This is a genomic window from Luteithermobacter gelatinilyticus (assembly GCF_005849285.1).
Taxonomy (GTDB): Bacteria; Pseudomonadota; Alphaproteobacteria; order Sphingomonadales; family Emcibacteraceae; genus Luteithermobacter; species Luteithermobacter gelatinilyticus.
Window position 1 is genome coordinate 2,356,302 of sequence record NZ_CP040517.1, and the last position, 15,733, is coordinate 2,372,034.

Genomic DNA, 15,733 nt, shown 5'->3' on the forward strand with positions numbered 1-15,733 from the left:
CCTAATGTGTCTTAAAACAATAATTGCCCAGATAATTTAATGTTCCGGAAACTAAAATGGATTGTGAGCTATTTTATGTTTTAGCCATTAGCCCTAGCCAAAGTTGCCTATTAACATATATATATGTCGCCCCTCCAAGAAGAGCTATAACGATTTTGACCCCAAGGGGTTCAACCAAAAGAAGTCCCCCAAAACACCCAAGGGCCCAAAGAACAAGTTCAGTAATTTTACCAAAATATTCCCAAAATCCAGCACCGCATAATTTGAAAACAAGAAAATACCACCCAGGAATTTGCAGCATCAACATCATCCCGACCAATCCCCAAGCTACACCTTGATTTCCCCAGCCAGAAAAAAACAATACGACAGAAACAGTGATAACTAACAATATAGCATTCCAATAGAAACTTACATCTACCTTACCTTTTGCCATCAAAAGGCTCCCAACTGGGTTGTTAATTGCCCGCTGAATACCATAGAAAGATAGGATCATCATTAACAACACCCCCTCTTCCCATCCACGCCCCAAAAATATCCAAACTATCTCATAGGCAAACCCGGCCATTAAGAAATAAATCGCGCAATGAATAAAAGACAATGCATGTATGGTTTGTAAAAACCCATATTTCAATCTTTGATGATCACATTGGACTTTTGCAAATAAGGGTAATGTTATTTTGGTAATTACTGGATTAATAAGTTGTATAGGGCGCAATACTAATTGTTTAGCCATAAAATAAACACCTAAGGATTCCGGACCTAATATTTTCCCAATCACCATAATATCAATTTGCAAATTGAAATAATTAACCGCATTTTCCCCAATTTTAAACGCGCCGAACTTTAAAAAGTATTTCGCTCTGTTCCAAGAGAAGGCTATTTTAAAACCGAAGAGCTTACTACCATAATATAAGAGAATAAATGTACGAAGCAGGGCCATTAGAATTTGTGAATAAACTAAGGCCAGCACACCAAACCCATTGTAAGCTAGCAGAATAGAAAAGACCGCCCCAACAATGACCGTCAATATATCTATCTTCGCCAGAAAATTGAATTGCAAGTCACGCTGGAATTGCGCTGAATACAGCATGCCCCAAGGAAGAATAATAAAAATAAACGCCATAATATGTATATACTCTACGAGGCGCTGGTCATTATAATAGGAAGCAATCGGATAAGCTAAAACCACCACACAGACGTACACAACTAAACCAAGGATAAGGTTCACCGTATATACATTGGCCAGCTCTTCTTTCGTAGCATTTTGTCTATGAATTACCGCATTATTTAAACCTGCTTCCACGAAAATCGTGCCAAAGCCAAGAATAACCGTAATGATTGCAATAAGGCCAAAATCATTTTGAGAAAGTAGCCTAGCCAGAATAGCAAGCTGAGCAACTTGTAAGCCCCCATTACATATAGATGCCAAACTGGTCCACTTGAGCGCAGAAAGCCCTTGCACTTTCAAGCTCATATCATACCTTCTTAGCCGTCACAAAATATCCGGTTGTTTCTAAGGCCCAGTTTTTATCCAGCTTATCTAAATAAGGTGCCAGAAATTGCCCTAAATACCAAAACGGCAAAAGAAGCCCCCCAAACAACCACCGAAAAGGGCCGGAACGAGGAATAAACCGCCCGCTAAAATAAGTCATTTTCATCACACACATCGAAATCCGACCTGCGGTTCCACGCATACACTACTAAACCCAGCCTTTTCAAACATATATTTTAGTCCGTAAGGTGTATATCGAAAAAAATCATAGGGCTCTTCATGAATTTTCCACTGCCATGGAACTTGAAGTATTATTGCACCCCCAGGTTTTAGAATCCTAAACGCTTCGTTCAACATGACTTGAGGCTCACATAAATGTTCCATAACTGATAACGAGACAACAGTATCTGCTGTTTCTGAAACAATTGGCAGAACCTGGTTAAGGTCAGCTACAATATCGAAATCAGCTTTGTGCATACTTTCTGCCCAATCTACAGCGATATATTGATCCACATATTTAAGGAAATAGTCTTTATATGGCGCTTCTCCGCACCCCAAGTCATGTAAAACACCTTGATAATATGCAGAGTATCTCTCTAGGAATCTATCATTAATATTGTATATTAGCCAATTGCTGTGCCTTCTATTTGAATGATTTGCACTGATCATTTCAAATCTCATAAAAAGCGTTGACAGAAGTAATTACTCTACCCACTTCCCCCTCCGTCATACCAAAATACATTGGTAGTCTGAGCAATCGTTCACTCTCTAAGGTAGTGTATTTATCAACACCATTAAATCTAGAAAATTTCTTGCCTGCCGCGGCACTATGGAGAGGAATATAATGAAATACCGCCATTATTTTATCTTTTTTAAGATGTTCTATCAAAGCGTTTCGCTCTGATAGATCTTTTGTCTTAAGATAAAACATGTGAGCATTATGGACACAGCCCTGAGGAATGTTAGGCAAGGCTAAAAGCTTTCTATCTTCGAGATAGTTAAACGCCTCATAATAACGCTGCCAAATTTGCAATCTGCTGGTATTAATTTCCTCTGCTTTTTCAAGCTGCCCCCATAAGTAAGCAGCTTGTAACTCACTCGGCAAATAGCTGCTTCCTATATCAACCCAGCTGTATTTGTCCACCATTCCTCGAAAAAACTGACTACGGTTCGTCCCTTTTTCACGTATGATCTCGGCTCGCTCAGAAAATTGCTTATCATTTATAATCAGCAGCCCTCCTTCTCCACCACTTGTATAGTTTTTTGTTTCATGAAAACTATAAGCCCCAATATGCCCGATTGTTCCGAGATGTCTGTTTTTATAGCGAGACATCATAGCCTGTGCAGCATCCTCAACTACGAACAAACCATAGCGGTCCGCAATGTCCATAATGGCGTCCATATCACAACCAACACCAGCATAATGAACCGGAACAATCGCACGGGTTTTAGAGGTAATAGCTTGCTCCACAAGAGATTCGTCAATATTCATGGTATCCGGGCGTATATCGACAAAGACGATTTTAGCGCCACGCAATACAAATGCATTTGCTGTACTAACAAAAGTATAGCTGGGCATAATTACTTCATCACCTGGCTGAATACCAATCAAAAATGCTGCCATCTCTAAAGCATGCGTGCATGACGGAGTTAATAAGGCCTTAGGACACCCCAGAAACTTCTCGAACCAAGCTTGACATTTTCGGCCATAAAAACCATCCCCTGAGATTTTCTCACTTCTTACAGCATTCAAGAGGTACTGCTCCTCATTGCCAGTATATGGAGGCTTGTTGAACGGGATAGAATATGTCATGTTTTTAATCTTCTGAACATTTCGATCAACTGATCCTATTTTTTATTTATCATACTATTCAAGTAAAGTAACAAGGAACCACAATTCACAACACTCTTCTTATAGCAGACCTCACCCCCAACAAAACCCAAACAAACACAGAAGCAGTCCCCAATGTTTGGACACATCAGCAGCCTGATTAAGGTGGAACCTTTGTTAAACTTAAGCCACCACACTCATACCAAGGCTATGCCCCTGATATGAGAAATAAGCCTGTCAGAGAAATACTAAATATTAACGTTAGACGTTATTTAGGATGTGATAATTTTGTTAAATATTTTTTCTCTAACTCTAACAAATCTTTTCTACGCTTTTTTATCTTTTTTGCAGGATTTCCGATGTAAATATGCCATGGATCCGTTGACTTTGTTACCACTGCCGAAGCCCCAACAGCTGTACCTTCCGCTAGTGTAACTCCAGGGAAAACTATTGAATTAGTCCCTAAGATGCAATGACGACCAATATATACTGCGCCCTTAATCTCTTTTTTAAATTCAGTTGGAATAGTTGGATTAGTCATTGTCCGCCCACTATAATCATCACTTTGCGAAAAAACATGACATCCATAAGCCAAACCAGAAAAATCCTCCATTACAATCCCTTCTGTTCCGCCAGCAAGGTTACAAAAAACCGCAATGTGAACATTTCTTCCTATTTTGACTTTTCCTGAAATTACACAATAATCATCTATGCGCGAATTATCGCCTATTTCAATCTGGAACGCATCATGGATGGACGCTCTGTCACTAATTTTTACATTTACGCCTATTTTTTTAAAACCCAGTTTTCTCACTTCTTTATCAGACAAAAAAGGCATTATGTATTCCTGTTCATATTTAGCAATAAAATTAAAGAATATTTGACAAACTGCCCCATTTTTACTGTTATACTACACAAGAAAATTTAATTTATAATAAGATTTTTCATCTTCTCAGTGACTATAAAAAATACAAGAGAACCTACCGGCGCTCCCAAAAGAATCTAAAAATCAATAACACCCTCGAATATTTTTTAGAATTTTCCATATACTTTTACTATACGGACTTAAAAAATAGTTTGATATTGCCTTTTAAGGTTTTCCTCAGAAAAATATTCCTTAACCTTCTCTTTATTCTGAACCAAGGCTTCTTGATCTGCTGGGCAGATATCAAAATTTTCAAAATCAAACACTTTCACGCCAATATCTTCAAATAATTTCCATTGCACTACATCATTTCGCATATACACTTTTTTACCCAAGCCTATAAGGGTAATGCTATTACCCATTCCCTGTTGACGCGTATGAGCGAATACAGCAATATCCATTTCCCCTAAAAACTCCAAATACTTGTCTAGAGGCATAAACTCAAATATTGGTATAAATTTTTCACCAAAACGCTTTTTGCCTTCTTCAGCAACATTCTTCGCTGTTTTTTTACAACCATAGGAAAGAGGACAATAAATTTCGATATTTTGTTGTTTATAAGGCTCGAGCTTTTCAAAAATAGCGAAATGATTATTAGTCGGGCTTGCAGAATTCCCAATCAGAATTCGAGTAGTAGCGTCGCTTTTTGGTTTTAAAGCAATATGTTCTCTATAAAGATTACTCAAATACATAAAACATTCATGATGTTTTGCTTGGGCACCATACCACCTTTGGGCTAACTCATAATCACCTCTAATATATGTTATAATATGCCCGATCCTTTTTATCACTATGGACCTCACTCTGTCGTAAAGAAAGTATTTGAGACCTTTTTTTCGGTCCTGATAAAAATAAAGATCCCTCCCCCAAATAACCCAATAACATTTTTTAAGCAGCCAAGGCTGGAACAGTAATAATATAACAACTAAAGGATCAGATAATCCATGCAGGATGACCTTTTCAGATCTATTAGCAAGTTTTATGAATTTTCCTGCCCAGACAACAATATTCCCTGTTTCCATATTTATGCTGTTTTTTGGCCTTGGCTCGGAATTTGCTTCTCTATAAAGAAATATATGATCTTTTATAGGAAAGTTTTTTTCAAGGAAGCCCCAGAAAGGAATAGTAAATTTCTCGAGATTACCAATATGCAATACTTTCATAATTTATAACAACCACCAGGTGCCTCTAGAAAAATATTTCTGTATCAAATAAACGGTTTCAGGCTATTGCTTTACTTGGTTTTCTGTTCTCCATCAATTCTAATGAGGCATATTCAGAATTTTACTGTAATGTTTCAATAGTGTTTTTACGCGATTAGAGTCCCCATATAGTACTAGGCATTAACTCTTCACTTCAGTATCTGACACACCCCCATGGCTCTGACCCAAACTATATTTAACCAATACCCAAAATATGCCTAAGAAACTTCCTAATAAAAATCCCATTATAACAATCAAAACGCGCTTAGGCCTCGACTTCTCTAACGGAGCAACTGCAGGATCAATGACTTCAAAAATATACTCGGTTTTGGTTTCAGCTAATAAAACCTTACGCATTTCATTCTCAATTAACTTGAAAAAAATATTCTTTATTTCAGCAACTTGAGTTTTTTCTAGCTGGTTCTCAAGATAAGCAATGCTTTGTGTGGCTTCTTTAATATCTTTTTCTCGCATTACTCTATTAATATCTTCAACTAACCAATCCACCCATTGTTTAGCAACATTTGGGGAATAGAATTCAATAGAGATTCGAACAAAGCCTGTATCTTCATCACGCGACACAGAGAGTATTTCTTGGAATTCAAGGTAGGCCTCCCAATCACTCGGTATAGGCTTTTTGGGAGCTCTTACCTTTCTCGTCCACTTCTGTTTCTCAGAATCATATATATCATCATCATATATAAGTTTATCTTTTTCACGATCCCAGCCATCCACAGCAAAAAGGGGAATCAAAATATCGTGTGCCTTAATATACTCCGTAATAAATTTGCGTGACTTAATTATTTCTGTAGCTAAAGTTACTTTATCACCCTCAACAGAACTAAGATTTGCACCCGCTAAACTTGCAAGGCCTTTAAATTGATTAGATAGTGTTGAAAGTTGGTTTTGCTGTTGCGTAATGGGAGCAAGAAGAACATCTGCCTTGTACATATCTTTTAGATATAAAGCAATAGCTACTGCTGCAATGGTGATTATCAAGGTTATCGTTAAAATTAACAATTTACCTTTCCAGATAATCTGCCAAAGCAGATAGACATCTATTTCACCTTCTCTATCTGGTACATTCAAAGAATATTGGTCAGTACGCTCGTTCATATTGTAACCCCATTATTTTTTATTCTGGGAAAAATCATAGCGACCTTATATCGGACCCATCTATTAAAATCACCCACATTAAGATAACAACAACCTTTAACACTTCACCCATATATAATTTTGTAAAGAATATATGGAATACACAATGTTAGAAGTAGAGAAACCATCCTAAGTTAGCAGTAAATTCTCTTTTATTAATAAAAGGGGTGTTAGGGCGGTCATCATGAAACCTAAAGTCAAACCTGATTTCTCCTAGACGGGTTTTTGTTATAAAATTAGCCTCCGTTATATTTATTTTTTCCCGTGACTTACTAGAAACTTTTCTAGAGTCACCAGTTCGGTTTAATAAGACATTGTGATATTTTATTGTGACCCCCCAGTTCTTTGTGGCCATAAAGTTAGCGATTACGGATATTAAACGCCCATCCCCATCAATGCTATGTCCCAGGGACCGGCCTTTGAACCGATATCCCGAACGATAGATGTGATGTTCGTATATCAGATTATTTCGTCGATCCCCAAACAGCCAGTATTCGGTAGAGGTAGTATCAGCGTATTCCGCGGTTAGCCTCCACTGAGCCCCGCCATCGCCCCACGGACCATAAGCACTCGCTCCCAAAAGGCGAGCGAACCGTTTCGGCAGGAACAGCTGCCCGGCTTCATCCTCTGCCGTGGCCTCACCATAAATCTTCAGCGTCGTTTCTTTGCCGATGCCAAAGCTGTAGGCCATGTCCACACTGGCCAACTGGTTGCCGGGTTCTCTGGCGGTGCCGGTATTGTCCAGATCCCCCCCCGCAATCAGCGCCCGCGCCCAGGTTTCCAGATCACACGGCCGGCCCTCCCCGCACAACTGAATGGTCCGCGCCAGGCCCACCTCGAAATTCTTCACCGGTTCAAAGGTCAGACGCAGCCCCGCAATCAGCGCATCAGGAACATGCCGGTCTTCCTCCATCTGCGCCACAAAAGCCCGCAGCTGCCACGGCCCCATCCAGCTCAGCCACTTGCTTTCAAAAGCTTCCGGCTCCATGCGCATGATGCCTACCGACGGCATCGGCCGCGCATTGTTGCTGAGCAAAAGCGTGCCCTCGCGCCCCGGGCCCCACCACCGGTCAATGGCGCCGGCATAAACCTGCCAGTTGCCCAGTTCCTGGGCCAGATAGCTGCCATCAAAATTATAATCATCGGTGCCGTTACCATTGCGATAGCCCACATTAAGCTTCGCTGTGGTGCTCGTCCCGTTATATTGCAGGGTGGCCGACGTATCCAGGTCATTACGGGCCGTCTCATCAAAGCCGCGCACGATCTCGGGCTCCGTGGTCGCCATCACCTTAAGTCCCACGCGCCATTCCCCCGGCACCTTGCGCTCAACCCGGCGCAACGCCATAATTACATGGGGGGGCAAATCCTGACCATCCGCCTTGTGAAAATCCCGGGTGATGTGTTTCCAGGACAGCGGCCACGTGCCCACCGGGCCGGAAATCAGCCCATACCGCGCAAGAAGCTCCACATCATTACGAAGCTGCTGATCCCCCACTTCCGCAAACGGCGCCGCCGCCGCAACCGACACCGTAAAAGCAACACCAAGTCCCAAACCTGCCAGATATCGTTGTAAACGCATTTATAATCCAAGCCCCAAGAATTACCTTCTGATCAAATCCGTAACCTTGTAGCCCAGAAGACGGCTCTGGCCAACCCAAAACTGACCTAACCGGCAAAGCTCAGGAGCCCGCGCCCTGCCCGATACAGGAAAATCCCCGCGTGGCCAAGATGGCCCCAACAAAGCGCTGGATTAATTACTCCGTAATCTTTAGGCTTTATAGGTTCTACTGACGATACAGGACCAGACAAAGACAAGATATACATACAGATATAATTATGACCATGAACATACTGGTGACCGGCGGCGCAGGGTATATCGGCAGCCACACGGTGCTTGAACTGCTTGAGGCCGGATATGACGTGACGGTCATTGACAATCTCTGCAACGCTTCGGAGGAATCCCTGCACCGGGTTCGCGCCATCACCGGAAAAAACAACCTTCAGTTTCATTATCTTGACATTCGTGACCGCGAAGGGCTCGATGAGCTGCTGGCCGCCGAACAGTTTGACGCGGTAATCCATTTCGCTGGCCTGAAGGCGGTGGGCGAATCCGTTACAAAACCGCTGGATTATTACGAAAACAATGTGGGCGGCACCATCACCCTGTGTCAGGCCCTGCGGGATCATGGGGTAAAAAACCTGGTTTTCAGTTCCTCGGCCACGGTCTATGGCGCGCCTCGCAGCGTGCCCATCCGCGAAGACTTTCCCACCGGCGGCACCACAAACCCCTATGGCACGTCGAAACTGATGGTTGAACAGATTCTCGCGGACTGTCACCGGGCCGACCCGTCCTGGAATATTGCCCGGCTGCGGTATTTCAATCCCATTGGCGCCCATGAAAGCGGCCGCCTCGGCGAAGACCCGCGGGACATTCCCAACAATCTCATGCCCCATATCACCCAGGTGGCCATCGGCAAGCGGCCGCATCTGGCCGTATTCGGCAATGATTACCCCACCCGGGATGGCACCGGGATCAGGGACTTTATTCATGTGGTCGATCTTGCCAAAGGGCATCTCAAGGCACTGGAGAAACTGGCCACGGGCCCGGGACTCGTCACCTATAATCTCGGCACCGGCACCGGTTACAGCGTTCTGGAACTGGTAAAAACCTTTGAACGAGTCAACGACATCCCCATCCCCTATGAAATCACCGATCGCCGCCCGGGCGACATTGCCGAATGTTTCGCCGATCCCTCCCTCGCCCGGAAAGAACTGGGCTGGAAAGCGGAAAAAAGCCTAGAGGACATGGTGCGTGATGCCTGGCGCTGGCAAAGCCAGAACCCGGACGGTTACGAAGCCTGAACACCTGAAAAGCCGCGGCCTTAAGCCTCCACCTCAAACTGTCCCTTGGGCCGGTAGTGAATCATATAGGACGGGATCACCGATTCCACTGGAGTCGGGGTGAGGCCAAGCTCTCTCAACCCGTCCGCTCCCTCACGAACCACATTGTCCTTTTCAAGCTGCCTGAGCTGATCCAGGGTCAGCATCGGTTTTGGCAAAAGCCCCAGGAAAAACGCCTGTAGCCGAGCCAACGGCAGCGGAATCTCGATCATCGGAATATCGTTGCGGGTTTCCTTGAGGATGAGTTTCAACAGCTCGCGGAAGCTGTAGACTCGTGGCCCGCCGAGTTCAAATGTCCGGCCCTCAAATCCGGGCGTGTCGATCACCTTCAGGATAGCATCCGCCACATCGCCCACATAAACCGGCTGGAATTTTGTATCGCCACAAATCACCGGCATGAAGGGCAAACACTTGGCCAGCGCGCCAAAGCGGTTAAAAAAGCTGTCATCGGCGCCAAAAATAATGCTGGGGCGAAAAATGGTCGCCGACGGGAAATAGTGGCGCACGGCTTCCTCACCCTTGGCCTTGCTTTTGGCATAGGCGGACGGGGACTCGGCATCCGCGCCGATGGCGGAAATATGCACCAGCTTCCGGACCCCTGAGGCCGCTGCGTTTTTGGCAATCAGCCCGGCCCCCAACGCCTGCACCGTATTGAATTTCTGCCGGCCGCTTTCATAAAGGATACCCACCAGATTGACCACGGCATAAGAGCCCTGCACCGCCGCCCGCACCGATTCTTCATGTCGGATATTGGCCTGGCATACCTGAATCTGACCCACTTCACCAAGCGGTTTCAGAAACAGCGCCGAATTGGGATGACGTACCGCAACACGAACCCGATAGCCGGCCTTGGCAAGATGCTGCACCAGGGTCCGCCCCACGAATCCCGATCCGCCGAATATGGTCACCAGGCGTGCGTCCTTTTCCATCGCCATGTTTTTCTCCAGAACTATCCGTTAACCTGCTGAAATCTACTCCGTCTTTTAGACATTATTGCCGCCTGTCGTCCAGTCTATTTTATTTTTTTAACATAACACCTTGACAATACGTTCATCTGAGCGTAACAAACCGCTCACACCAACCGTTGCCCAGATGGCGGAATTGGTAGACGCGCTAGCTTCAGGTGCTAGTGTCCGTATGGACGTGGAGGTTCGAGTCCTCTTCTGGGCACCATTCCCCCATAAGCCCCCCCACCATTCCCCCCTAAGCCCCCATGGATTATTATAGATATAATTCCTTACGCACTTCCATGATCATTTTCACAATATGATAGGCATTTCTGGAAACGGGCGCGCACAAAACTTTTCTAAGGCCGAAGATATCTCGAATATTCTTGCATAAATAATACTCAAACAGTCTTACAAGAGATGGAGGACGTCGCACCACCCGGCCAAAATAATTAAGCTTATGCCATACCCAAATCTTGCGCTCCATAGACATCAAAATCCAGAGTATGCACTGCTCCAGCCCCTGTAAATATTATAGTGTGGACCGTTATCAGGTTGCCCGATCCTTCATCGCCGGGAAGGGCTGCCTGAACCTCTGGACGATTAGAAAATGTTTTTCAGACCGGCGCCCGTCCCCTTTCAGCGTCCCCTCATGTACCGGCATCTTTCCCACATTCTCATAAAGTTATATCCCAAGGTCGGACTAAAACTTCTCAGGAAAATCTGCATCTCCAAAGCCAGGCTACAGGGCTGAATGGTATGGAAGGGATTTACGCTGTTCTAAAATAGTCTTTGGTTCTATTGGCAAAAGCAACTAGTGAAAGCATCACTGGCACTTCAACCAGGACCCCAACAACCGTTGCCAAGGCCGCACCAGAATGCAGTCCGAAAAGGCTAATTGCCACCGCCACTGCAAGCTCAAAGAAATTTGATGTCCCAATCAATGCTGCGGGTGCGGCGGTACTGAAGGGCACGCGCCACAGGTAAGACCAGCCATAAGCAACGGCAAATATACCATAACTCTGAATCAATAGCGGGATGGCAATGAGGCCAATAACCATTGGCTTTTCAATAATTGTTCCAGCCTGAAACCCAAACAACAATATAACGGTCGCCAGTAAACCCATTATAGAAAAAGGCTTTATTCGTGCCGTAAAGTGATCAATTTTTTCTTGAGTATGCTTGTTTTCTAAATTCTTTCGGGTGATGTAGCCCGCCGCCAATGGAATAATCACATAAAGCACTACCGATAGCAAAAGTGTCTCCCACGGGACAACAACATCCGTGATGCCCAGTAACAACGCCACCAACGGCGCAAAGGCAAAGACCATAATGATGTCATTGATCGAAACCTGCACCAGAGTATAGTTGGCGTCCCCGCGCACAAGCTGGCTCCAAACAAATACCATAGCAGTACAAGGCGCAACACCTAACAGAATCATCCCTGCGATATATTCTTTAGCGTCTTGCGGTGCGACCAGACCGGCAAAGATATATTCGAAAAACAAAACCCCCAACGCGGCCATGGTAAAAGGCTTTATTAGCCAGTTGACGACCAGCGTAATGCATAGGCCCTTAGGTTTCTTACCTACATCCTTCAGGCTCTTGAAATCCACATTGACCATCATCGGGTAAATCATCACCCAGATAAATACAGCGACCACCAGATTAACCTGAGCGTATTCAAAATTGGCTATAACCCGGAACACACTGGGTACAAGCAAGCCAAACCCAACGCCAACAACAATGCAAAGCCCCACCCAAAGAGAGAGGTAGCGTTCGAAAATACCCATAGGAGAAGTTTGGCCACTCATAGCAATTCACTTTCTATTTTGGCTTTAAGTAAGTTAAACGCCTCGTCAAAGGCGGTGTTAATTTCTTCCTCATTACCGGTGACAGCGGCAGGGTCTGGCGTACTCCAATGTAGTTTTTTATGCTTGCCAAGAAACACTGGGCAGCTTTCAGCAGCGGCATCACAAACCGTAATCACCAGATCAAAATTCATGCCTTGAAATTCATCCCATGACTTGCTGCGTGCCTCACCCGCTTGAACACCGTGGCGTTTTAGAGTTTCAATGGATTTAGGATGCACATACCCTTCTGGCTTACTGCCAGCGCTGACCGCGTGATAGCGCCCCTGAGCGAGTTGGTTAATCAAAGCCTCAGCCATAATGCTGCGGCAGGAATTCCCGGTGCACAGTACAAGTACATTTTTCATCAACTGCAACAACCCACTGTTTTTTCAGAAGGTTCGCAACAGTCTGGAAGTCCTTTTGTTTCAGGTACACAGCAAGCGCTTTGTTTCTCTTGGATCTCATCTGAATATATCTGTGCATCATCCATGGTATGGTAAGCTTCCCAGGCAATGCCATTAGGGTCGTTCACCCATGATTTTTCTGATTTGGCATAACAGCAGATTGTTTCGCCATCGCTGTGGGTTAAAATGTTCGCAGCAGACATTTGCTCTCGAATAGTGGCTAATTCTTGAGCTGAGTCTACCTGAATACCTAAGTGGTCCACCCCCTTCTTACTTACGCGCGTTGATATGGCAAAGTTTACAGAAGGGTCATCAAGCATCCATTTTGCATAATTTTCTTTTGTCTTAATAGGTTCAGCACCAAAAAACGCTGTATAAAAACGGATGCTTTTTTCCAGGTTTTCTACGCCCATATGTATGTGTAAACGCTTCATCAGCAACATTCCTTTTTTTGTTTTATTTCAATGCGGCAATCCATGTCGCTTTCTTTACAGCAATTTTCAGTGAGATATTTAATCGCGCCCACAAGAACATCATAATTTGCCTGATAAATTGTAGTCCTTCCTTGTTTCTCACTCACAATCAACCCTGCCTGGCGCAGCTTATCCAAATGAAAAGACAGGGTGGCATGAGGTAAGCCCAACTTTTCGCCTATAATCCCAACGGGATATCCGGTAGGCCCTTTTTCGACCAATAGGCGAAAAATATCCAGACGGCTTTCCTGAGCCAAAGCATTAAGGGTATTTATGACAGCTAATTTATCCATATCTCTAGATATATAGATATATCTGAGATTCTGTCAAGACTTAAATATGCGACGGCGTAAAATAAAAATCGGTGGTTTGATAATGAGCAGCACTAAAAGCCATATAAAGACAGTATGTTATCTTGAAAAGTCAAGCTCTCGACTTCGCTCCAGTTCGCGGCGTCGCTTCATATACCGGTCGCGGGAGCAGCACACGCTATGAACTTGTCGTGTCTCGGGTATAAACATAAAGGCTTACTCAAGCTATCTCATCCATTTTTGTTGCGCTTCCCATTTATCAATAGGTGTGAGCGGGCCAACAGGACAATGATGCTCTTTGGTCGGTATTCTAGTAATTAAAGAAAAAAGATGATGAAAAGCACGCATCTCGCAGCCCGGGGTGCCGAGCATAGCGGCAAACATAAATGCCAACCCCAAATGGCTGAAAACATATACCTCCCATGCATGGACAGTATGCGCCAACAGGGAAGTCTCTATCGAACCCGTCAGTATATATCCTGTGCCGGCTACTCCCAGCATAATTACCACACTTGCAATCGCAGGCCATTTTTTCCAAGCACGGGAAAAACCGATATTGATGACATAACTCACGAGAAAAAGGCCCGGCAAAATACCGTTCCAGATAAGCGGAATAATAGCGCCCGCAGGCGTCAGGATATGGCCCCATGCAGTGATGAGACCGTATACATAATAAAGACACAACAATCCAAACACTAATCTGACACCCCTACCTACTGGCCCCGGCTTTTTCAGCGCCCCGCTTTCTTCCAATTTTAAGTCTGTAGTTGCCATTGTTTGGCTTTCTATTATTTATCCTGCACAGCAGGACAGCGTGTTAACATCCTTATCAAAGGTTTGCGCGGCCAGTTTGAGACCTTCAACACCCGTAAGATATGGGAATATGGTCTGCCCCAGTTCTGTTGCGGTCATACTAGCTTTAAGGGCGATTGCAGCGGTCTGGATTAACTCACCGCCTTCGGGTGCCAATACATGTGCCCCCAACAGTTTGTCGGTGTCTTTATCAGCCACAAGTTTGATTAAACCGCGTGTATCCCGTGCTGCCAGATAACGCGGAACATGATCAAGCGTGATAACGCTTGTTTTTACACTATAGCCTTGCTCACTTGCCTGAGATTCTGTCAGACCAACACTGCTGACTTGCGGATCGGTAAAAACAACCGAAGGCATGGTAGCATTATTGTAAGACTGTGCATCACCACCTACGGCATTTTGGGCGGCAAGCTTTGCACCATAAGCCGCCATATAAACAAACATATCCTTACCCGTGACATCACCAGCGGCATAAATATCCGGGTTGCTGGAACGCATAAAAGCATCAACTTCAATCCCGCCGTTTTTTGTAAGCAAAACGCCTGCCTCTTCAAGTCCAAGGCCAGCCGTATTTGGCTTGCGTCCGGCGGCAAGCAAAATTCTGTCTGCTTCCAACATACGCGCCTTGCCTTCATTCTTGCAATGAAGCCTGACACCATCCCCGTGTTGTTTAACTGATTGATAGCCGATGCCCGCGCATACAGTGATACCTTCAGATTCCAGATAAGTTTGCAAAGCTTTGCTGATCTCTGGTTCCATGTCTGGCAGCAAACGACTTCGACAGCATAAAGTAACTTTCACGCCAGCACGGGCAAACATCTGCCCCAGCTCACACCCGATAACACCCCCACCAATGATGATCATGGAACCAGGAAGCGTCTCAAGCCCGAGAGCAGACGTGCTGTCAAGGTAATCAATCGTTTCAATGCCGAGGATCGAAGGCACCCTGTTTGAAGACCCCGTGGCAATGATAATCTTGTCAGGCGTATGAAGCTTGCCGTCCACCATAACGCCGTCTTTGCCAAGCTGTGCCCGACCTTCCATATAACGAATATTCGGATACGCGGACAGCACATCACTATATTTAGCTTGACGCAGATCTTCCACAAGCTGCTGCTTGTGCGCAACAACGGCCTGCCAGTCGAGCACGCTGGCCGAGGATGTGATGCCGTGAAACCGTGCGGCATGGGGCGCCTGATACAGTATTTCCACAGCCCGGATCATGGTTTTAGACGGCACACAACCAACATTCACGCACGTGCCACCAATGGTGCCTTCACCAACAAGTGTTACATCAGCACCAGCTTCCGCCGCTGTAATAGCGGCTGAAAACCCGGCCGATCCAGCACCAATGACCATAATCCTTATTTTGGCTTTACTACTGCCTGATACACAGCAACTGCTTTCTGGTTTGTCCAATACCATA

Annotated in this window: 15 protein-coding genes and 1 tRNA gene; 2 read left to right on the plus strand and 14 right to left on the minus strand. The window is 44.9% G+C overall.

What is annotated here, in order from left to right:
* Nucleotides 1-73: 73 nt before the first annotated feature.
* From FE788_RS10555 to FE788_RS10585, 7 genes are all read right to left on the minus strand, one after another.
* A complete protein-coding gene (locus FE788_RS10555) occupies nucleotides 74-1,474 on the minus strand; it encodes an MOP flippase family protein (RefSeq protein WP_138380607.1) in 1,401 nt (466 codons plus the stop codon).
* A 183-nt stretch (nucleotides 1,475-1,657) separates the two neighbouring features.
* Nucleotides 1,658-2,161 carry a class I SAM-dependent methyltransferase gene (locus tag FE788_RS10560; RefSeq protein WP_138380608.1) on the minus strand — a complete coding sequence of 168 codons (504 nt, stop codon included), beginning with the start codon at nucleotides 2,159-2,161 and terminating at the stop codon, nucleotides 1,658-1,660.
* A gap of 1 nt (nucleotide 2,162) precedes the next feature.
* Complete coding sequence (gene rffA / locus FE788_RS10565) at nucleotides 2,163-3,305, minus strand: dTDP-4-amino-4,6-dideoxygalactose transaminase (RefSeq protein WP_138380609.1); 1,143 nt, start codon at nucleotides 3,303-3,305, stop codon at nucleotides 2,163-2,165.
* Between the two features lie 286 nt (nucleotides 3,306-3,591).
* Nucleotides 3,592-4,161 (minus strand): acyltransferase, encoded by a 570-nt coding sequence (locus FE788_RS10570; RefSeq protein ID WP_138380610.1) that lies wholly within the window; start codon nucleotides 4,159-4,161, stop codon nucleotides 3,592-3,594.
* Between the two features lie 227 nt (nucleotides 4,162-4,388).
* Complete coding sequence (locus FE788_RS10575) at nucleotides 4,389-5,411, minus strand: TDP-N-acetylfucosamine:lipid II N-acetylfucosaminyltransferase family protein (RefSeq protein ID WP_138380611.1); 1,023 nt, start codon at nucleotides 5,409-5,411, stop codon at nucleotides 4,389-4,391.
* A 180-nt stretch (nucleotides 5,412-5,591) separates the two neighbouring features.
* Entirely contained in the window at nucleotides 5,592-6,566 is a 975-nt protein-coding gene (locus FE788_RS10580) for a Wzz/FepE/Etk N-terminal domain-containing protein (RefSeq protein WP_138380612.1), read from the minus strand.
* 148 nt (nucleotides 6,567-6,714) lie between these two features.
* Nucleotides 6,715-8,184: a capsule assembly Wzi family protein gene (locus tag FE788_RS10585; protein ID WP_138380613.1), complete on the minus strand. Its 1,470-nt coding sequence runs from the start codon at nucleotides 8,182-8,184 to the stop codon at nucleotides 6,715-6,717.
* A 263-nt stretch (nucleotides 8,185-8,447) separates the two neighbouring features.
* On the opposite strand from FE788_RS10585, the gene galE reads away from it, so the two are divergent.
* The gene (galE, locus tag FE788_RS10590; protein WP_138381366.1) at nucleotides 8,448-9,467 is read left to right on the plus strand and encodes a UDP-glucose 4-epimerase GalE; all 1,020 of its coding nucleotides are present in this window, start codon (nucleotides 8,448-8,450) and stop codon (nucleotides 9,465-9,467) included.
* A 20-nt stretch (nucleotides 9,468-9,487) separates the two neighbouring features.
* On the opposite strand, the gene FE788_RS10595 is transcribed toward galE, so the two are convergent.
* Nucleotides 9,488-10,441, minus strand: coding sequence for a complex I NDUFA9 subunit family protein (locus FE788_RS10595; RefSeq protein WP_168190372.1), 954 nt, complete (start codon nucleotides 10,439-10,441; stop codon nucleotides 9,488-9,490).
* 151 nt (nucleotides 10,442-10,592) lie between these two features.
* Between FE788_RS10595 and FE788_RS10600 the strand changes: the two genes are divergently transcribed.
* Nucleotides 10,593-10,679, plus strand: a tRNA-Leu gene (locus FE788_RS10600).
* Nucleotides 10,680-11,223: 544 nt separating this feature from the next.
* Here FE788_RS10600 and arsB read toward each other — a convergent pair.
* The 6 genes from arsB to merA all read right to left on the minus strand — a co-directional run bounded on the left by arsB (nucleotide 11,224) and on the right by merA (nucleotide 15,732).
* Nucleotides 11,224-12,246, minus strand: coding sequence for an ACR3 family arsenite efflux transporter (gene arsB, locus FE788_RS10605; RefSeq protein WP_138381368.1), 1,023 nt, complete (start codon nucleotides 12,244-12,246; stop codon nucleotides 11,224-11,226).
* Nucleotides 12,247-12,263: 17 nt separating this feature from the next.
* Nucleotides 12,264-12,671, minus strand: coding sequence for an arsenate reductase ArsC (locus FE788_RS10610; RefSeq protein ID WP_138380614.1), 408 nt, complete (start codon nucleotides 12,669-12,671; stop codon nucleotides 12,264-12,266).
* Nucleotides 12,671-13,144 carry an ArsI/CadI family heavy metal resistance metalloenzyme gene (locus FE788_RS10615; RefSeq protein WP_138380615.1) on the minus strand — a complete coding sequence of 158 codons (474 nt, stop codon included), beginning with the start codon at nucleotides 13,142-13,144 and terminating at the stop codon, nucleotides 12,671-12,673. The genes FE788_RS10610 and FE788_RS10615 overlap by 1 nt, the downstream gene beginning before the upstream one ends.
* Nucleotides 13,144-13,476: an ArsR/SmtB family transcription factor gene (locus tag FE788_RS10620; protein ID WP_138380616.1), complete on the minus strand. Its 333-nt coding sequence runs from the start codon at nucleotides 13,474-13,476 to the stop codon at nucleotides 13,144-13,146. The genes FE788_RS10615 and FE788_RS10620 overlap by 1 nt, the downstream gene beginning before the upstream one ends.
* A gap of 243 nt (nucleotides 13,477-13,719) precedes the next feature.
* Nucleotides 13,720-14,268: a hypothetical protein gene (locus tag FE788_RS10625; protein WP_138380617.1), complete on the minus strand. Its 549-nt coding sequence runs from the start codon at nucleotides 14,266-14,268 to the stop codon at nucleotides 13,720-13,722.
* Between the two features lie 18 nt (nucleotides 14,269-14,286).
* Nucleotides 14,287-15,732 (minus strand): mercury(II) reductase, encoded by a 1,446-nt coding sequence (gene merA / locus FE788_RS10630; protein WP_138380618.1) that lies wholly within the window; start codon nucleotides 15,730-15,732, stop codon nucleotides 14,287-14,289.
* Between the last annotated feature and the right edge of the window lies 1 nt (nucleotide 15,733).